Source organism: Gordonia sp. DT218, assembly GCF_049847105.1.
In the GTDB taxonomy this organism is placed as follows: domain Bacteria; phylum Actinomycetota; class Actinomycetes; order Mycobacteriales; family Mycobacteriaceae; genus Gordonia.
On the sequence record NZ_JBNCNS010000007.1, the window covers coordinates 114,480 to 132,047 of the forward strand.

Sequence of the window (17,568 nt, forward strand, 5' to 3'; positions counted from 1 at the left end):
CCTCGCCGGGATGGCGCGCCCGGTGTGTGGTCGGTGGTGACGTCTGTCGTGCCGTATCGCGGTTACCGGAGCGCAGGTCTGGCTTCGATGTCCTCGGTCGTCGACCGTCGAACACCGTCACAGTGGCGCGACCGCGTCGGATTTGCACCGGCTTCTGCCGCTCCTCGGTGCGTTCAGCCTAGTCAGCGCGGGCATCGCGGGCCTGCGGTGGGGGCCTACCCTGGAACAGGTGACCGAACCCGTACGTCGCGATGCCACCGACCGCTGTCCCGGCGTGTTCACGACACATGTTGCGGCCGACGGCGCGGTTGCCCGGGTGCGGCTCCCGGGCGGCCGGATTCGACCCGATCAGCTCGAGACCCTCGCGCAGGCCGCGGCCGCGCACGGGGACGGATATCTCGAGTTGACCGCGCGGGCCAATCTCCAGCTGCGCGGGCTCACCGACGTCGATGCGGTGGCCGACGCGGTCATCAAGGCGGGCCTCGCTCCGAGCTCGACCCACGACAAGGTACGCAACATCGAGGTCAGCCCGCTGACCGGCCGGATCGGCGGTATCGCCGACGTGCGCCCGCTCGCGGATCTGCTCGACGACCGACTGCAGGCCGCCGACGTGTCGGCGTCGCTCTCCGGCCGTTTCCTGTTCGGCCTCGACGACGGCCGCGGCGACATCGCGCGCCGCGAACCCGATGTCTGTGCAATCGTCCGATCGGCCGCTGTGCCGGGCGAGATCGTCGCCGATGTGCTGGTGGGCGGCGCAGTGCTCGGTTCGGCCCGCGGCGACGAGACGGTCGCCACGGAGCTCCTGGCCGTCGCGGCGGACATGATCGATATCTGCCACGGTGCGTGGCGGGTCGCCGATCTCGCCGAAACCGAACGAACCGAGCTCGACGATCGGGTTCGGGCGCGGCTGGCACCCGCCGTCGGCGGTCCCACCCCGCAGCCTCCCACCTCGCAGCCTCCCACCTCGCAGCCTCCCGCCTCGCAGCCTCCCGACCCGATCGTCGGCTGGTTCGACCAGGACGACGGCGGTGTACTCCTGGGCGCCGTCGTCGAGCTCGCCCGACTCCCCGCGCGGCTCGCCGAGTTCGTGGCCGCCGTGCAGGCACCGATCGTCGTGACCCCCGACCGCGAGATCCTCATCTGCGATCTGGACGAGGGGGTCGCCGAGACCGTGGTGCGAGTACTGGCCCCGATGGGCCTGATCTTCGATGCCGCCTCACCATGGGCCGCGGTCAGCTGCTGTGTCGGCGCCCCGGGATGCGCAAAGGCGCTGGCCCCGGTCCGCGACGATCTGCTGGTACGCATCCGGGACGGCGAACCGGTGACGGAACGCGAACACTGGGTGGGGTGCGGACGCCGATGCGGCTCCCCCAGCGGTCCGCACCGCAGTGTCGAGGCGACTCCCGACGGTGGATACGTGACGCACCGCCGATAGGCTGGCCGCACCATGAGCGACTACCTGCGTGACGGCGCCGCGATCTATCGCCAGTCCTTTGCCACGATCCGTGCCGAGTCGGATCTGGCGGCCTTCGCACCCGATGTGGCGCAGGTGGTGGTGCGCATGATCCACGCCTGCGGGCAGACCGACCTCACCGAGGACGTGGTCGCCACGGACGGTGTCGTGCGGTCCGCACGTGCGGCGCTCGGAGCGGGCGCACCGATCCTCTGCGATGCCTCGATGGTGGCCGCGGGAGTCACCCGTAAACGCCTACCCGCCGACAACGACGTGCGTTGTCACCTCTCCGAACCATCACTACCGGCGCTCGCCGATCGACTGGGCACCACCAGAACGGCTGCCGCACTGGAGTTCTGGCGTGCACACCTCGACGGAGCCGTGGTGGCGATCGGCAATGCCCCGACTGCTCTGTTCGCGCTGCTGGAGATGATCGACGACGGGGCACCGCGCCCGGCGGCGATCGTCGGCGCGCCCGTCGGCTTCGTGGGTGCCGCCGAATCCTGTGCGGCCCTGGCGCTCCGCCGCGACCTGGAGTTCATCACGGTGACCGGTCGGCGCGGTGGGTCGGCGATCACCGCCGCCGCGATCAATGCATTGGCCAGTCCGGAGGAGTGACGTCGGTGAGTGGAAAGCTCTGGGGGATCGGCCTCGGGCCCGGGGACAGCGAACTGGTGACGGTGAAGTCGGCCCGCATCATCGGGTCTGCCGATGTCATCGCGTATCACTGTGCGAGACACGGGAACAGCATTGCGCGGTCGGTGGCGGCACCGTACGTGCGCGATGGACAGACCGAAGAACGCCTGATGTATCCGGTGACGACCGAGACCACCGATCACCCGGGCGGGTACGCCGGCGCAATGCAGGATTTCTACGCCGAGAGCGCCGCCCGCCTCGCCGGCCATCTACGGGCGGGCCGCGACGTGGCGCTGCTGGCCGAGGGTGATCCGCTGTTCTTCAGCTCCTACATGCACATGCACAAGAGGCTCGTCGGCGAGTTCGATGCCGAGATCGTGCCGGGTGTGACGTCGGTGAGCGCGTCGTCGGCGGCCCTCGGGATCCCGCTGGTGGAAGCCGACGAGACCTTGACGGTGGTGCCCGGGACCCTGCCGGCGGCAGAACTGGTCGCCCGCTTCCGCGCCGCGGACGCCATCGCCGTCCTGAAACTCGGCCGCACCTTCGTCCGGGTGCGTGACGCGCTTGTCTCGGCAGGCCGGGCAGACGAGGCCTGGTACGTGGAGCGTGCGTCCACCCCGGCACAGCGGGTGATGCCGCTCCGCGACGTGAATCCCGATGAGGTGCCGTATTTCTCGATGATCGTGGTGCCCGGTCCGCTGAACAACCCGAATCGCCCGCCGGACGTCGCCGAGGCGCGCGGCGAGGTAGTGGTGGTCGGATTGGGCCCTGGTGCCGATGACCAGACGACGCCGCAGGTGCAGGTCGAACTCGCCCGCGCCACCGATCTCGTCGGTTACACCACCTACCTGTCACGGGTCACCGCCCGACCCGGGCAGCGAGTCCACGCGAGCGACAACCGGGTGGAGTCCGAGCGGGCGGAGTTCGCCCTCGATCTCGCCGCCCACGGCGCGCGGGTCGCGGTGGTCTCGTCCGGGGATCCCGGCGTCTTCGCGATGGCCGCGGCCGTCGCGGAGGTGGCCGCCGAACCACGTTGGCACGATGTCGCGGTTCGGGTGGCGCCCGGGGTGACGGCCGCGAGCGCGGTCGCCGCGGCCGTTGGCGCCCCGCTCGGTCACGACTTTGCGATCATCTCGCTGTCCGATCGGCTCAAGCCGTGGGAGGTGATCGCCGACCGGATCCGGCACGCGGTGGCAGCGGATCTCGTCGTGGCGATCTACAACCCCGGGTCGTCGCATCGCACCTGGCAGGTGGGCAAACTCAAGGAGATCCTGCTGGAGTCGGTCTCACCGGACCGGACTCTGGTCGTCGGTCGCGATGTGGGCGGACCGACGGAGAGTCTGCGGACGATCTCGGTCGGCGAACTCGATCCCCAGACCGTCGACATGCGCACATTGCTCATCATCGGGTCGTCGGCGACCACCGCGGTGACGCGGGCGGGTGGGGACCTCGTGTACACGCCGCGGCATCACCCGGGGTGAGTCAGTTCTCGGCCAGGTGGTCGAGAACCCAATCCATCGCGGCGGCCACCGAATCGACCGAGTCTCCCGACGCCGGTTCGGCCGGACGGTCCACCATCACCACGTCGACACCGAGCGCGGCGGCCGCGGTGAGCTTCGCCCGGGTGAGTTCTCCCCCGCTGTTCTTGGTGACCAGTACGTCTATCTCGTTCGCACGCATCAGTTCCCGCTCACTCGACAGATCGTAGGGGCCGCGCGAGCGCAGGATCCGGTGTCGCGGCGGCAGGTCGGCCGTCGGCGGGTCGACCACCCGGATCAGAAATGTGGCGTCGGTGACGCCGGCGAACACCCCGACGTCCTGCCGGCCGGTGGTCAGGAAGACGCGCAGATCTCCCTGTCGGACGGCGCGCGTGTCGATCTCGCGGGCCGCGGCACGTATGTCGGGCACCGTCACCCAGCTGTCGTCGGCGGTGGGCGTCCACGCCGGGCGGCGAACTCGTAAGAGCGGAAGGGCCATTCGGTCGGCTACGGTCGCGGCGTGATCGGTCATGGTGGTGGCGAACGGGTGCGTCGCGTCGACCACGGCGATGACGTGGTGGTTCTGAATCCAGTCGGTGAGACCGTCGATTCCGCCGAACCCGCCGATGCGGACGTCCCCGACCGGTAAGCGCGGGTCACGGACCCGGCCGGCCAGCGAACTGATCACCGCGATGTCGGCGTCGCCCATGCGCTGGGCCAGCGCGCGGGCCTCGCCGGTGCCCCCGAGCAGCAGGATCGGCCCGTCCTTCATCGCATCAGCGTCATCCATCGCGCCGCAGCTTTGTCATGCGGGCCTCCGAGTAGAGGTAGCTGTCGCTGACGGCGGGATGGGCGGATGGATCGAGAACCCGACCGACGAAGATCACCGCGGTGCGCCGGATGTCCGCGTCGGCCAGGCTCGTGGGCAGGTCGGCGAGTCGGCAGCGCACGATCTGCTGATCCGACCGACTGGCGAACGCGACAGTGGCGGTAGGACATTCCGCTCCGTAATGCGGGGTCAGGACAGCGGTGAGCTCGGTGACACGGTGTGCGGCCAGGTGGAGGGCGAGGGTCACAGCGGTGGCGGCGAGACGGTCGAGTTCCTCGCCCGGCGGCATGTCCGTCGACAGTGTCGAGACCCGGGTGATCAGCAGGCTCTGTCCGACACCGGGTGCGGTCAGTTCGCAGTCGAGAGCAGCCGCCGCGGCCGCGAACGCGGGGACGCCGGGCACGACCTCCACCGGGATTCCGCGGGCCACGAGTTCTCGGCGCTGCTCGGTCATCGCCGAGTACAACGACGGGTCACCCGAATGCAATCGCGCCACGTGATGTCCGGCGGCATCCGCCGCGACGATGTGGGAGATGATCTCCGCGAGCGGCATCCGGGCGGTGTCGATGAGGATGGCGTCCGGCGGGCACCGGTCGAGGAGCTCGGTCGGAACCAACGATCCTGCGTACAGGCAGGTCTGACAGCGACCGAGGATCTCGGCGCCGCGCAGGGTGATCAGGTCCGGGGCGCCCGGTCCGGCGCCGATGACGTACACGGTCATGGTTTGTCCACCACCCACTGAACGATCGGCAACGACGGGCGCCACGTGGTCATCGTGCCCAATGGGACCGCCGTCTCCACCGACAGACGACGCAGTGAACCACCATGGCGGCCATACCATTCGGTGAGCAGATGCTGATTCTCCAGGGTGACCGCGTTGGCGACGAGGCGGCCATCCTCGCTCAGCGCCGCCCACGCGGCCTCGAGTACGGATGTGCTGAGTCCGCCGCCGATGAAGACGACATCGGGTTCGGGTGCCGACGCCAAGGCCTCCGGTGCGGCGCCACCGACCGTCAATCGGCCGCGAACACCGTGCTGGGCGGCGTTGGCGATCAGTTGCGCGCTGCGTGCGTCGTCGCGCTCGAATGCGACGACCCGTCCGGTGGGTTCCGCCCGCAGCCATTCGATGGAGATGCTGCCGGACCCGGAACCGATGTCCCACAGGAGTTGTCGATGACTCGGGGCGAGCGCGGAAACGGTCAGCGCGCGGATCGGCTGCTTGGTGATCTGGCCGTCGTTGGCGTACTCGTCGTCGGGATGCCCCGGCGCCCGGCTGCGATGAGGTCCGACACAGGTGACGGCGACGATGTTGAGTGTGGCGCCGGTCGGCTCGGCCCAGGTGCGGGCGATGCCTCGGACGATCCGTTCCGCGGGTCCGCCGAGTTGTTCCAGAACGGTGATCGACGACCAGCCGAAACCGTTGTCGGTCAACAGGTGTGCGAGCTGTGCCGGGGTCGTCTCGTCACGACTGAGGATCAACAGGTTCCGGCCGTCGGTGAGTGCGTCGGCAACGGATTCCAGGTCACGGGCGACCGTCGTCAGGATCCCGACCTCGGTGAGATCCCATCCCAGCCGCGCGCAGGCCAGCGCCGCGCTGGACACGGTCGGTATCACGTCGACCCGGGCCGCGCCGACGGCGCGCACGATCGTGGAGCCGATGCCGTGGAACATCGGGTCGCCGCTCGCCAGGATGTGGACAGCGCCGGCGGCCTCGGTGCTATCCCCGTCGGGGCCGCTGCGCGACGCAGTTTCGAGGACCTCGGTCAGGTGTGCGCTCATCGGCGAAGCCCACGGTCGGAGCTGCGCCGCGAGCGGTGGCAGCAGTCCGAGTTGCCGGTCCGACCCGTAGATCATCGCAGCGCCGGAGAGCTCGTCGCGGGCCCGCCGGCCGAGGCCGTCCCATCCATCGGCGCCGATCCCGACCACCACGTACCGATCCGTCATCGAGACAACCGCCGCCAGAGCGGGCGAGGGAGGAGCCGCATGCCGACGAACAATGGTCGCAGGGCCCACGGAATCCATACCTCACCTCTGCCCCGTCGGTACGCCCGCGCGACGGCGTCGGCGACCTGTTCGGCATCGACCGACAATGGTGCCGGTTTCACGCCCGAATCCATGAGTTCCCTGGTCATTGCCCCGACGACGAACCCCGGGCGGGCGAGCAGAAGGTGCACTCCGCTGCCGTGGAGTGCATCCGCCAGACCGCTGGCGAACCCGTCGAGGCCGGCCTTGGTGGACCCGTATACGTAGTTGGCCTTTCGGACACGGATGCCTGCGACCGACGAGAACACGATGATGGTGCCGGAGCCCTGGGCACGAAGTGCGGTCGCGAGTGGGGTCAGGACACTGATCTGGGCCAGGTAGTCGGTGTGCGCGATCTGCAGGGCATGCTCGACGTCGGTCTCGGCGCGGGCCTGATCGCCCAGTATCCCGAACGCCACGATGGCCGCCTCGATCGGGCCGAATCGGGAGATCACCGAGTCGATGAGCGCTCCGTGGGACGCGGTGTCGTCGGCGTCGAAAGCAACGGTGTGCACCTCGGCCGCGCCGGCCTCGATCAACCGCGACGCCTCGACGCCGAGGTCATCGGGGCGACGTGCGGCCAGCACCACGGTGCGGCCCTGCGCGAGTCGTCGGGTCAGCGCGACGCCGATCTCGCTTCGACCGCCGAACAGCACGATGGTTCCGGTCGTCGGTGGCAGGGCCATGGGTGCCAGTATCGCATCGCCCGCTAGCGTGACGGGCATGACCCGCACCCCTACCGATCTGGGCCCGGCCGCGGCCGAATTCCTCAGCGAACGTCATCTCGCAACGCTGGCGACGTCGCGCGCCGACGGCACCCCGCACGTCGTCGCCGTCGGTTTCACCTGGGATGGCGAGCACGGTCTCGCGCGGGTGATCACCACGGACGGGAATCAGAAGGTCCGCAACGTCGAGCGCGGTGGGTACGCCTCGGTGACCAACGTCGACGGGCCGCGGTGGCTGACTCTCGAGGGGCCGGCCACCATTCGCCGCGAACCGGACGACGTCCGGGATGCCGAGGAGCGCTACGCCCTGCGCTACCGCGAGCCGAAACCCAATCCGCGGCGCGTGGTCATCGAGATCACGGTCCGACGCGTCATGGGTTCGAAGACACTTCTGGGCTGATTTCCACACCCGCCCATCGCGCCTGGATTCCCGCCGAGCGGGCGCAGAATCCTGCCGATCGTGCGCACTGGGTCGAGTTCGCGCCCGATCGCCGAGACTCTGTGCCCGGTCGGCAGATCAGAGGATCGCGAGCTCGTGCGGTCGGGTGTTCATCGCTTCGCAGCCGTCGTCGGTGACGACCACGATGTCCTCGATGCGTGCACCCCATCGACCGTCGAAGTAGACGCCCGGTTCGACGCTGAACGCCATCCCGGCCCGCAACGTGATGTCGTTACCGCCGACGATGTAGGGCTCCTCGTGCACCGACAACCCGATGCCATGACCGGTCCGATGGATGAAGTTGTCGGCGAGACCGAACTCGCGCAGGCGATCTCGCGCGGTCGCGTCGACCTGCTCCGCGGCGATCCCGGGACGGATCACCTCCACGGCGGCTCGTTGCGCATCGTGCAGCGCGGCATAGGCGTCGGCGATGTCCGAAGCCGGCGCGGCGAAGCAATAGGTGCGGGTGGAGTCCGAGTTGTATCCGGGGTCGACGGGGCCGCCGATATCGATGACGACGATGTCGTCGGCCTCGATGACGCGGTCGGAGTACTCGTGGTGCGGGTCCGCGCCGTGTGGGCCGGACCCCACGATGATGAAGGCGGCCTCGGTATGCCCCTCGGCGAGGATCGCGGCGCGGATGTCATCGGCGACGTCACGCTCGGTACGACCGGGTCGCAGCCATTCCCCCATCCTCGCGTGCACCCGGTCGATGGCCGCTCCGGCCTGTCGCAACGCGTCGATCTCGCTGTCGTCCTTGATCATCCGGAGTTCACGTAGCACATCGGTGGCCAGCGCGGGTGTCGAGCCGGTGTGCGAGGCAATCGGGATGACGTGCAGTGCGGGCATCGTGTCGCACACGGCGAGCTTGGACGACGCCGGCAATCCGGCGAGGGCGAGCCCGTAGGGATCCTGTCCGTCCACCCAGTCCGTGACCTCGATCCCGAGGTCGGCGACGGCCGAATCGCGGACCGACGCCAGTTCCAGGCGGGCGACCACAAGTCGTGGATCGGCGTCGGCCGGCACGACCAGCGCGGTGAGGCGTTCAAAGGTGTCCGCGCGCGAGCCGGTGAGGTATCGAAGGTCCGGTCCGGTGGACACCAGGAGTGCGTCGAGGCCGGCATCGGCGGTGAGCTGTCGGGCCTTCTCGAGGCGATTGCGGTACACGTCGGAGGAGAACCGGTAGGCCATGAGCGCAGCCTACGCCGGACAATGACAGAGTTGGGGCGTGGCTGGTTCGCTGATGCTCCTCGACGGAGCGAGTCTGTGGTTCCGCTCTTTCTACGCCCTGCCGGAGAAGATGACCTCGCCAGATGGCCGCCCGGTCAACGCGGTCCGGGGTTTTGTCGACACCATTGCCGCCCTTGTCACCCGGGAGCGGCCCACCCGGCTCGTCGTCTGCCTGGATCTCGACTGGCGGCCGGCGTTCCGCACCGATCTCATCCCCTCCTACAAGGCCCATCGGGTGGCCGAGGAGGTCCCGCACACGCCTGGCGGGATCATCGACGACGCGGACGGCGCTCCGGTCACCGACCTCGAGGAGGTCCCGGACACGCTGACACCGCAGGTCGACATGATCCTCGATGTGCTCCGCTGCGCCGGGATCGCGACCTCGGGTGCGATCGGCTGTGAGGCCGACGACGTGATCGGCACCCTGGCCTACGACGAGTCGACCGACCCGGTCGTCGTGGTCAGCGGTGATCGAGACCTCCTGCAGGTCGTCTCCGACGATCCGGTCGAGGTCCGGGTGCTCTACGTGGGTCGGGGCCTGGCGAAGGCGGAGATGATGGGTCCGGTCGAGCTCGCCGAGAAATACGCGGTTCCCGAGGAACGGGCGGGCATCGCGTACGCCGAGATGGCGATGCTGCGCGGCGATCCGTCCGACGGGCTGCCCGGTGTTCCCGGCATCGGTGAGAAGACCGCGGCGAAACTGATCCGCGAGTTCGGTAGCCTCGACGCCCTGGAGACCGCCGCTGGAGACAGCGCATCGTCACTGCCCACGCGAGCACGGAAGTCGTTGCTGGCCTCCGCCGACTATCTGACGGCTGCCCGCACGGTGGTGCTGGTCCGCACCGATGCGGAAACCATCGACAGCACCGATGACGACCGGCTGCCGGACGCGCCTGCCGATCCCGGCGGGCTCGCCGATCTGATCGACGAACTCGGCATCGGGACGTCGGTGGCGCGCTTGGCCAAAGCCCTCGATTGGCCCGCCCGATCGGACGGATGAACCCACGATCAGGGATCGAGGTTCGTCTCACCGGCTGGATTCTCGTCCCCGTCGAAGAACGCGCACTCGTGGACGCGCTGCTCGAGCGGCATCGACGGCTGACCCTGGCCGAGCCTGGGTGTGTCGCCTTCTCGGTCACTCCGAGTCCCGATCATCCGGACCGGATGATGGTCGCGGAATGCTTCACGGACCGGGATGCCTTCGACGCCCATCAACGTCGGGCCGCGACGTCGGAATGGGGCGCCGCCACTCGCCATCTCCACCGCGAGTACACGATCACCACCGATCCGGCCTGAACACACGCGCGGTCGGGAGCGCGAATCAGCTGGTCGGGCGAGACACCTCGTACTTGCCGTCATCGTCGAGGAATGTCACCGTGACGGTCTGCTGCTGGCCGCCGACGGTGGCCTTGCAGGTGAAGGAAGCCCCTTGCTCAACGCGTTCGCCGGACGGGCACTGGACGTCGGAGACCTCGCTGGCCTGGTAGTCCTCGGTGAGCACCTTCTTGACGCCGTCTTGCACGGCGTCCTGTGAGATCGTCTTCGGCGCCCAGCCCGGCACCACGAATGCGGTGATCAGGACGATCGCCGCGATCAGGATCGCGGCGCCGCCACCGAACAACAGCAGTCTGCGTCGACCCGACTTTGCCGGAGGCGTGGCCATCGACGAGAACTGGTCGCCACCGAACTGACCGTACGGTGGCCGGCCCGGATACTGCTGCTGGGGTTGACCGCCGGGCGGCGGGCCGTAGCCGCCCCCCTGTTGGGACGGATCACCGTACTGACCCGAGCCCGCGTACTGCCCGCCAACGTTTTGCCCCGCAGCCCCGTACTGGCCCGCAGCCCCGTATTGCCCCGCAGCCCCGTACTGGCCCGGTGCACCGTGTTCGCCGGGCTGCCCGGGGTACCCCTGGGCCGGCGGGAAGGTGCCGGCAGTCGGCGGTTGTGCGCCGTAAACGGCCGGGTTGCCGTACCCGGGCTGACCGTAAGCCTGCTGGCCGAAGTTCGGCTGTCCATAATTCTGCTGTCCATAATTCTGCTGGCCGTAGTTCTGTTGGCCCTGTTGGCCCTGTTGGCCGTAGTCATGTTGACCCGGGACCTGCTCCCCCGGGCCGGGCTGTCCGTACACCGGCTGCCCGTAAACGGGTTGGCCGAGACCCGGTTGCGCGGGGTCGGCCTGCCCTGGACCTTGATCCGGATGGCCGGCCTGGGAAAAGCCTGGTTGCGGGTATTCGGGTTGCGGTGTCTGCGGCGCGGGTGGCGCGCCCGGCGTCGAGGCATCCGGCGCCGTCACCGGGTCCGATCCATCCGACTCCGGCTGCTGTCCGCTCGGACGGTTCGGATCGTTCGGCTCGCTCATGCGTCTCTCCCGCTCTGCCCGGTGTCTGGGCACCGTTACGCCTGGACATGGCGGTCGTCGAGGGAGGAAAGCGCCCCGCCGCAGGTCCCACGGCGAGTGGTCGAACCGGCCCACCCCGTACTCCCGACCGCGTGGAGAACGTTACCTCACACGTCGGGAGCCCAGCGCGCTCCTGATGCGCGTGTGGTACAGCAGTTGGGTCGCCATCAGCGCAGCTCGGCAGCCACCACGCCACGCCGAATCGCGCCGACGGCCGCGCGTGCGGAACCGGCGAGCCGGGTATCGGCCCCCACGCCGAGCCTGATCTGCTCCAGCAGGTCGATGACCTGACGATTCCACCGGACGAAGTCACCCGGCGACAGCAACTGACCACGCTCCCCCGCGGCGGCCAGCGACTCGGTGAGCGAACGTCCAGATGCCCACAGCGACACCGCAACCGAGAATCCGGTGTCCGGCTCCCGAGTGGCGTCGACGCGATGCCTCGACTCGACGGTGGTCACCTCCCGCCAGATCTCGACGGTACGGGCGAGAGCGTCGCGCTGCGCGGCATTGCCGGGCATGGCGTCGATACCCGAATAGCTCTCCCGGCGAGCCTCGAAGACCATCGCGGCAACCACCGCGGCCAGTTCATGGGGAGCCAACGCGTCCCAGACCCCGGCCCTGATGCACTCGGTCACGAGCAGGTCGCTCTCGCTGTAGATTCGGCTGAGTAGATGACCCGCCGCGGTCACGGACGTCTCCCGTCCGCCCGATCCATCGAGATACCCGAGTTCGGTGAGGACTCCGACGATCCGGCCGAACTGCACGCCCAGCGTCGAGGTACGTTCCCCGATCGCACGGTCGGCGGACACGATCTCGCGGACCACCCGATTGCGTCGCTCGGCGAGCCGGAACAGTTCGTCGTTGCCGTCGAGCCGGTGCGCCGGATGATTCCGCAACATCGACCGCAGACGCCCGAGTTCACGATCATCCGCGGCCGCGGCGCGCTTCTTCGAGCGACCGCGCGGCATCTCGATCCCGGTTGATCGGAGTGCGGACGCGAGGTCGCGGCGCCCTTTCCCGGTGCGCCGATCGAGGTGTTTTGGCAACCGCATGTTGCCGAGGACCTGTGGTGGATTGACGAAGTCGCGGGTGCCGACCCGGCCGCACCAGGCGTCTTCGCTCAACACCAGCGGCTTGGGATCGACCGATTGCGCGGCCGGTTCGAGAACCACCGCGAGACCTCGATGGCGACCACCGTGCAGGCCGATCACGTGTCCGCGCTTCAACGCAGCCAGATCGGCCACCGTCGACTGCGTGTTTGCCGTGCGGCGCTCGAACTTGAGGTCGCGCTCACGGCGCCGGATGTCCTCGCGCAGTTGCACATACCCGAGGAACCCCTGATAGGAGTCGTGGCTGTCAGGATTGTCGACGTCGGGCTCGAGGACACCCGGCTCGAGCCCCCGGTTCTCGGCCGCCCCGGTCAGTTCGATATCGAGTTTGCGCAACCGGCGACGGGCCTCGTCGGCCTTGCGCGCCTCACCGACCACGGATCGGTCGGCCTGGAACTGGGCGAAGGACCGGTTCAGGAGTTCGCGCGACCCGGCGAGGCCGAGGCGGCCGATCAGGTTGACCGCCATGTTGTACTCGGGCTGGAACGAGCTGCGCAACGGAAAGGTGCGGGCGCCCGCCAGACCCGCGACCTCTTCGGGCACGAGGTCGGGGGTCCACACGACCACCGCGTGCCCTTCGACGTCGATCCCTCGCCGACCGGCCCGACCGGTCAACTGCGTGAACTCGCCGGGCGTCAGGTCGACGTGGGCTTCGCCGTTGAACTTGATCAGCCGCTCGAGGGCGACGGTGCGGGCGGGCATGTTGATGCCCAGCGCGAGTGTCTCCGTAGCAAAGACCATCCTGACCAGACCGAGCGTGAAGAGCTCCTCCACGGTATGCCGGAACGTCGGCAGCAGCCCCGCGTGGTGCGCGGCGAAGCCCCGTCGCAACCCCGCCCGCCACTCGGCGACCCCGAGGATCTCCTCGTCGGCCGGTGACAGTTCGGTCAGGTGTCGGTCCACCACCTCGTCCACTGCCTGCGATTCCGGTGGCGTCAGCAGATTCAGCCCGGACCGCAGACACTGCGCGAGGGCGCCGTCGCAGCCGGCGCGGGAGAAGATGAAGCCGATCGCCGGCAGCAGGCCTTCCCGATCGAGACGCGCGACCAGATCGGGGCGGGACGGCGGCCGAGCGCCGCCACCTCGTCGCCCGCCCCGCGGCGGCGGCCCGCGACGGCCCCGGCCCTGACCGCGGTCGCCCCGGTCGTCGGCCGTCAGGACCCGGTGTCGGATGTAGCGTTTGAGCTCCGGGTTCACCTGCGCACGCGCCGCTTTCGACGGGCTCGGGGTGTCGGCGGCCGAGTCGAAGAGGTCGAACATGCGGGTGCCCACCAGCATGTGCTGGCTCAGCGGAACCGGGCGGTGTTCGTCCACGACGACGGTGGTGTCGCCGCGGACGGTCTGGATCCAGTCGCCGAACTCCTCGGCGTTGCTGACCGTCGCGGACAGACTCACGACCCGCACCGACGGTTCGAGGTGCAGGATGACCTCCTCCCACACGGCACCACGGAACCGGTCCGCAAGGAAATGCACCTCGTCCATCACCACATGGGAAAGACCTTGCAGCGCACGCGAGTCCGCGTAGATCATATTGCGCACGACCTCGGTGGTCATCACCACCACCGGTGCGTCGGAGTTGATCGACTGGTCGCCGGTCAGCAGACCGACCGAGGCGGCCCCGTGGATCGCGACCAGGTCGGCGTACTTCTGGTTGCTCAGTGCCTTGATCGGCGTCGTGTAAAAGCATTTCGTTCCGCCCGCGAGCGCGAGGTGAACGGCGAATTCACCGACGATCGTCTTCCCCGCGCCGGTCGGCGCGCACACGAGGACGCCGTGCCCGGCTTCCAATGCGACGCAGGCGCGGCGCTGGAAGTCGTCGAGCCGGAAGGCGAGCCGGTCGGTGAACTCGTCGAGCCGGCTCACAGGATGTCGTCGAAGGTGTCGCGGTCTCGCACCGAGGTACGGACTGCCGAGGCGCTCTGCCCGCCGCGGGCGGGCTGCGACGGTGCCATCGGCGACGCCGTGGGTGAGGGACCGGTCGCCGGGAGCGGGCTCGCCTGGTCGTCGGGTATCGACGACCAATCCGTTGCCGCCTGCCGCTTGCGCCGCTTGTCGTTGATCCGCGCGAACTGGATCGCGACCTCCAGGAGCACCGTCAACGCGACCGACAACGCGAGCATGCTGAAGGGATCCTGCCCGGGGGTCGCGATCGCCGCGAAGACGAACAATGCGAACACCAACCCACGACGCCACGACTTGAGACGCTCATAGGTCAGGACGCCGATGATGTTCAGCGCGACGATCAGGAGTGGCAACTCGAAGCTGACGCCGAAGATGATCAGCAGATGCAGCATGAACCCGAAGTACTGGTCGCCGGCCAGCGCGGTCACCTGCACGTCGTTGCCGACCGTCAGCAAGAAATGGAAGGCCTTCGAGACGACGAGATAGGCAAGGATCGCTCCGGTCACGAAGAGGGCGGCGGCGGCAGACACGAAACCGACCGCGTATCGGCGTTCGTTCGAGTGCAGACCGGGGGTGATGAACTCCCAGATCTGATAAAGCCAGATCGGGCAGGCGAGCACCACGCCGGCGGTCAGTGCGACCTTGAGTCGCAACATGAACTGATCGAACGGACCGGTCGCCAGGAGGCGGCACGAACCGTCGGCGGTGAGCGTTGCTCGTGAGGACGAGGGCAGATCGCAGTACGGCCCGCGCAGCAACTCGCCCAGTGACGGGGTGCCGAACAGGCCGTGCGTGTACCAGATGAAGCCGATGATCGTCGTCACGACGATCGCGAGCATCGCGATGACAACTCGGGTGCGGAGCTCGTAGAGATGCTCCACCAACGGCATGGTGCCGTCGGGGTTGAGCTTGCGTTTACGGCGTCTCGGGTCGAGAGAAATTCGCACGCGGGTGCCCTGGCCTCGGTTCCGCCGAGCGCCTACGCGGACTTCTTCACGTCATCGGGCGATTTCGGCGCAGGATTCGCCTGCGTGGAGTTCGTCTGCGTGGAATTCGTGGGCGTGGAATTCGTGGGAGCTTCGCCTGGAGGAAGCTCGCGTGTGGTCGGCGCGGCCGGCTCGTCGGCGTCCTTGCCGTCGTTCTGCATCTCCTTGACCTCGCTCTTGAAGATCCGCAACGACTGGCCCAGACCGCGGGCGGCGTCGGGCAGCTTCTTGGAGCCGAACAAGATCACCACCACGAGCAAGACGATCACCCAGTGCCACCAGGACAAAGCGCCCATGTTTCTACCTCCGAATCGCGACGTTCCCAATGCTACCCGAGGAAAGGCGGGCAGCCGAGTGCACGGCCGATCGCTGCGGCCTCACTGATAGCGTGCTCGGGCTGCCGCAGCCGTCGAGGCGACCATATCAGCGATGCCGAGGTCCGAGACAGGTCTGACGCGGCCCCCGAAACCCAGCAGGAACCGCGACAGCCAGTCCACCGAGCCGTAGACGAGGCGTGCGCGCAGTGGCGCTTGCGGGTCCGTGCGGTTCTCGACCGGCTCGAGCGGCTCGACGAGGTAGTAATCGAGGATCCAGAGCTCGTCCGGGTCGATCTCGATCTCGGCCGACGGCAGATCCGGATTGTCGGAGAGGATCGCCGACTGCGGATGTGCGACGGCTTCCGCGGGCGGGGTGGCCGGTTCGTCCAGGATGGTCGCGGTCTCGACCCGATCGAACCGAAACAACCGCACGCCGTCGCTGCTGCGGCACCAGGCCTCGAGGTAAGTGTTGCCGTCCATGGTCTGAAGTCGGATCGGATCGACGACGCGTTCGGTCACGCTGTCCCGGGTCGCGGAGTAATAGCGGATCTCGAGGGCCCGCGCGGCTCGTACCGCGTCGCGGATGGTCGTGTAGGTGGGGTTGTCGGTGTCGTCACCCTCGTCGCCACCGCCACCGGTCGGGACCGGCAGGCGCTTCTCCGAAGCCCCGACGGCCTGCTCGATCTTGGCGATGGCCCGACGCGCGGCCGCGCGGTCGACCGCACCGGGCATGTCGAGCAGGGCGCGGAGGGCGACGAGCATGGTGCTCGCCTCAGTGCTGGTGAGGCTCAGTGGACGATTCATCCCGGCCGTGAACCCGACCTCCACGTAACCCTGTTCGAACTGCAGGTCGATGAGGTCGTCGGGAAAGTGTCCGGGCAGGCCACACACGAAGAGGAGTTCGAGGTCCTTGGTCAGCTGCCGGGGAGTGATGCCGAGGTCGCGGGCGGCCTGATCCAGAGCGATACCGCGTCGGGCGGCGAAATACGGGACCAGCGCGAGCAAGCGACTGAACCGATCCGGACGCGGGGCCATCAGGCGCTCGCCCCGGTGAGTCGGTCCAGCGATGCGATCACCATGTCACGCAATTCGGGAGGCGACAGCACCACTGCGTCGGCGCCGGCGCCCAGCGCCATGCGGGCCAGCGTGGACATCGACCGGATCTCGATCTCCAGGACGTCGCCCGACTCGCCGTCGTGGTCGTGGCCGGCCGCGTGGGTGGCGAGGCGTCGTAGTCCGGCGGCACGGTCGGCCGCCACCCAGATCCGCGCGGTCCGGCCGTCCGAACCGGCCGCCGACTCGACGGCGGTCGTGACGATGGTCTGCAGATCGGTGTCGGCCGGGACGCTGACGGCACCCGGGTCGCCGACCGCGGTGACGTCCGAGATCCGGGAGAGTCGGAAGGTGCGGGTGGCCGCGCGGTCGCGGTCGTGCCCGACGACGTACCAGCGCCCCCGATGGGTCACCACCCCCCACGGCTCCAGTGTTCGGGTGGCCGCTGTCGACGCCGCGCCCGACCGGTAGGTGAAGGTCACCACCTGCGACGCCCCGATCGCCGACAACAACGTCGCCAGAGCCGATTCCGAGCCGACCGACCGGGCGGACAGTGCGGCGGAGAAGCCGATCTCGTCGTCGGTGCGGACGTCGATGCCTGCGGCCTGGAGCTTGAGTACGGCCGTCTGTGAGATCGCCGCGATCTCCGGGGCATCCCACAGCGCCGCGGCCATCGCGACCACGGCGGCCTCCGAACGGTCGAGCTCGATGTCGGGCAGTTCGTAGCTGTCCCGGTTGATCCGGTACCCGTCGGCACCACCCGACAACCGCTCGCGGCCCGTCACCAGTGGGATGCCGAGGTCGCGCAGCTCGGTCTTGTCGCGCTCGAACATCCGGTTGAAGGCCTCGACGGACTGACCGTCGTCGCTGTAGCCCTTGACGTTGCGGCGGATGTACTCCGCGGTCACGAACTGGCTGGTCGACAGCAGGCAGATCACGAGATTCAGCAGGCGTTCGACTTTCGGGGTTGACACCGGAACAGCTTACG

General features: G+C 68.7%; 17 protein-coding genes. 6 read left to right on the forward strand and 11 right to left on the reverse strand.

Annotation, left to right across the window (positions count from 1 at the left end; all coding sequences use genetic code 11):
* Positions 1-229: 229 nt before the first annotated feature.
* The 3 genes from ACPXCG_RS22060 to cobJ are packed head-to-tail and all read left to right on the forward strand — an operon-like array spanning position 230 to position 3,570.
* Positions 230-1,435 (forward strand): precorrin-3B synthase, encoded by a 1,206-nt coding sequence (locus tag ACPXCG_RS22060; RefSeq protein WP_425794407.1) that lies wholly within the window; start codon positions 230-232, stop codon positions 1,433-1,435.
* A gap of 12 nt (positions 1,436-1,447) precedes the next feature.
* A complete protein-coding gene (locus ACPXCG_RS22065; protein ID WP_425794408.1) occupies positions 1,448-2,071 on the forward strand; it encodes a precorrin-8X methylmutase in 624 nt (207 codons plus the stop codon).
* Positions 2,072-2,076: 5 nt separating this feature from the next.
* Complete coding sequence (gene cobJ, locus ACPXCG_RS22070) at positions 2,077-3,570, forward strand: precorrin-3B C(17)-methyltransferase (protein WP_425794409.1); 1,494 nt, start codon at positions 2,077-2,079, stop codon at positions 3,568-3,570.
* A gap of 1 nt (position 3,571) precedes the next feature.
* Here the strand turns inward: cobJ and ACPXCG_RS22075 are convergent, their stop codons facing one another.
* The 4 genes from ACPXCG_RS22075 to ACPXCG_RS22090 are packed head-to-tail and all read right to left on the reverse strand — an operon-like array spanning position 3,572 to position 7,143.
* Positions 3,572-4,357, reverse strand: a complete 786-nt coding sequence (locus ACPXCG_RS22075) for a cobalt-precorrin-6A reductase (protein WP_425794410.1) — start codon at positions 4,355-4,357, stop codon at positions 3,572-3,574.
* Positions 4,350-5,117 (reverse strand): cobalt-precorrin-4/precorrin-4 C(11)-methyltransferase, encoded by a 768-nt coding sequence (locus tag ACPXCG_RS22080; protein WP_425794411.1) that lies wholly within the window; start codon positions 5,115-5,117, stop codon positions 4,350-4,352. The genes ACPXCG_RS22075 and ACPXCG_RS22080 overlap by 8 nt, the downstream gene beginning before the upstream one ends.
* Positions 5,114-6,340 (reverse strand): precorrin-6y C5,15-methyltransferase (decarboxylating) subunit CbiE, encoded by a 1,227-nt coding sequence (gene cbiE, locus ACPXCG_RS22085; protein WP_425794413.1) that lies wholly within the window; start codon positions 6,338-6,340, stop codon positions 5,114-5,116. The genes ACPXCG_RS22080 and cbiE overlap by 4 nt, the downstream gene beginning before the upstream one ends.
* On the reverse strand, positions 6,337-7,143 hold the full coding sequence (locus tag ACPXCG_RS22090; RefSeq protein WP_425794414.1) for an SDR family NAD(P)-dependent oxidoreductase: 807 nt from the start codon (positions 7,141-7,143) through the stop codon (positions 6,337-6,339). The genes cbiE and ACPXCG_RS22090 overlap by 4 nt, the downstream gene beginning before the upstream one ends.
* Here ACPXCG_RS22090 and ACPXCG_RS22095 point away from each other — a divergent pair.
* Positions 7,142-7,543 (forward strand): PPOX class F420-dependent oxidoreductase, encoded by a 402-nt coding sequence (locus ACPXCG_RS22095; RefSeq protein ID WP_425794415.1) that lies wholly within the window; start codon positions 7,142-7,144, stop codon positions 7,541-7,543. The genes ACPXCG_RS22090 and ACPXCG_RS22095 overlap by 2 nt on opposite strands.
* A 117-nt stretch (positions 7,544-7,660) precedes the next feature.
* On the opposite strand, the gene ACPXCG_RS22100 is transcribed toward ACPXCG_RS22095, so the two are convergent.
* Positions 7,661-8,773 (reverse strand): M24 family metallopeptidase, encoded by a 1,113-nt coding sequence (locus tag ACPXCG_RS22100; protein WP_425794416.1) that lies wholly within the window; start codon positions 8,771-8,773, stop codon positions 7,661-7,663.
* Between the two features lie 52 nt (positions 8,774-8,825).
* Between ACPXCG_RS22100 and ACPXCG_RS22105 the strand changes: the two genes are divergently transcribed.
* On the forward strand, positions 8,826-9,812 hold the full coding sequence (locus ACPXCG_RS22105; protein WP_425794527.1) for a 5'-3' exonuclease: 987 nt from the start codon (positions 8,826-8,828) through the stop codon (positions 9,810-9,812).
* Positions 9,809-10,108, forward strand: coding sequence for a putative quinol monooxygenase (locus ACPXCG_RS22110; RefSeq protein ID WP_425794417.1), 300 nt, complete (start codon positions 9,809-9,811; stop codon positions 10,106-10,108). The genes ACPXCG_RS22105 and ACPXCG_RS22110 overlap by 4 nt, the downstream gene beginning before the upstream one ends.
* Positions 10,109-10,133: 25 nt before the next feature.
* Here ACPXCG_RS22110 and ACPXCG_RS22115 read toward each other — a convergent pair whose 3' ends face one another.
* The 6 genes from ACPXCG_RS22115 to ACPXCG_RS22140 form a co-directional block, all read right to left on the reverse strand.
* Positions 10,134-11,171, reverse strand: coding sequence for a DUF4333 domain-containing protein (locus ACPXCG_RS22115; protein ID WP_425794418.1), 1,038 nt, complete (start codon positions 11,169-11,171; stop codon positions 10,134-10,136).
* A gap of 206 nt (positions 11,172-11,377) precedes the next feature.
* Positions 11,378-14,185, reverse strand: coding sequence for a DEAD/DEAH box helicase (locus ACPXCG_RS22120; RefSeq protein WP_425794419.1), 2,808 nt, complete (start codon positions 14,183-14,185; stop codon positions 11,378-11,380).
* Positions 14,182-15,171 carry a twin-arginine translocase subunit TatC gene (tatC, locus tag ACPXCG_RS22125; protein WP_425794420.1) on the reverse strand — a complete coding sequence of 330 codons (990 nt, stop codon included), beginning with the start codon at positions 15,169-15,171 and terminating at the stop codon, positions 14,182-14,184. The genes ACPXCG_RS22120 and tatC overlap by 4 nt, the downstream gene beginning before the upstream one ends.
* Before the next feature lie 32 nt (positions 15,172-15,203).
* On the reverse strand, positions 15,204-15,506 hold the full coding sequence (tatA, locus tag ACPXCG_RS22130; protein WP_425794421.1) for a Sec-independent protein translocase subunit TatA: 303 nt from the start codon (positions 15,504-15,506) through the stop codon (positions 15,204-15,206).
* 81 nt (positions 15,507-15,587) lie between these two features.
* The gene (locus tag ACPXCG_RS22135; RefSeq protein WP_425794528.1) at positions 15,588-16,565 is read right to left on the reverse strand and encodes a helix-turn-helix transcriptional regulator; all 978 of its coding nucleotides are present in this window, start codon (positions 16,563-16,565) and stop codon (positions 15,588-15,590) included.
* Entirely contained in the window at positions 16,562-17,554 is a 993-nt protein-coding gene (locus ACPXCG_RS22140; protein WP_425794422.1) for a helix-turn-helix transcriptional regulator, read from the reverse strand. Before ACPXCG_RS22140 ends, ACPXCG_RS22135 begins: the two co-directional genes overlap by 4 nt.
* Positions 17,555-17,568 lie beyond the last annotated feature (14 nt).

Bases quoted from the DNA above. Each gene is read 5' to 3' on its own strand.
- ACPXCG_RS22065 (WP_425794408.1), top strand. From the start codon at position 1,448: ATGAGCGACTACCTGCGTGACGGCGCCGCGATCTATCGCCAGTCCTTT.
- ACPXCG_RS22075 (WP_425794410.1), bottom strand. From the start codon at position 4,357: ATGGATGACGCTGATGCGATGAAGGACGGGCCGATCCTGCTGCTCGGG.
- ACPXCG_RS22080 (WP_425794411.1), bottom strand. From the start codon at position 5,117: ATGACCGTGTACGTCATCGGCGCCGGACCGGGCGCCCCGGACCTGATC.
- cbiE (WP_425794413.1), bottom strand. From the start codon at position 6,340: ATGACGGATCGGTACGTGGTGGTCGGGATCGGCGCCGATGGATGGGAC.
- ACPXCG_RS22095 (WP_425794415.1), top strand. From the start codon at position 7,142: ATGACCCGCACCCCTACCGATCTGGGCCCGGCCGCGGCCGAATTCCTC.
- ACPXCG_RS22090 (WP_425794414.1), bottom strand. From the start codon at position 7,143: ATGCCCGTCACGCTAGCGGGCGATGCGATACTGGCACCCATGGCCCTG.
- ACPXCG_RS22100 (WP_425794416.1), bottom strand. From the start codon at position 8,773: ATGGCCTACCGGTTCTCCTCCGACGTGTACCGCAATCGCCTCGAGAAG.
- ACPXCG_RS22105 (WP_425794527.1), top strand. From the start codon at position 8,826: ATGCTCCTCGACGGAGCGAGTCTGTGGTTCCGCTCTTTCTACGCCCTG.
- ACPXCG_RS22110 (WP_425794417.1), top strand. From the start codon at position 9,809: ATGAACCCACGATCAGGGATCGAGGTTCGTCTCACCGGCTGGATTCTC.
- ACPXCG_RS22115 (WP_425794418.1), bottom strand. From the start codon at position 11,171: ATGAGCGAGCCGAACGATCCGAACCGTCCGAGCGGACAGCAGCCGGAG.
- tatA (WP_425794421.1), bottom strand. From the start codon at position 15,506: ATGGGCGCTTTGTCCTGGTGGCACTGGGTGATCGTCTTGCTCGTGGTG.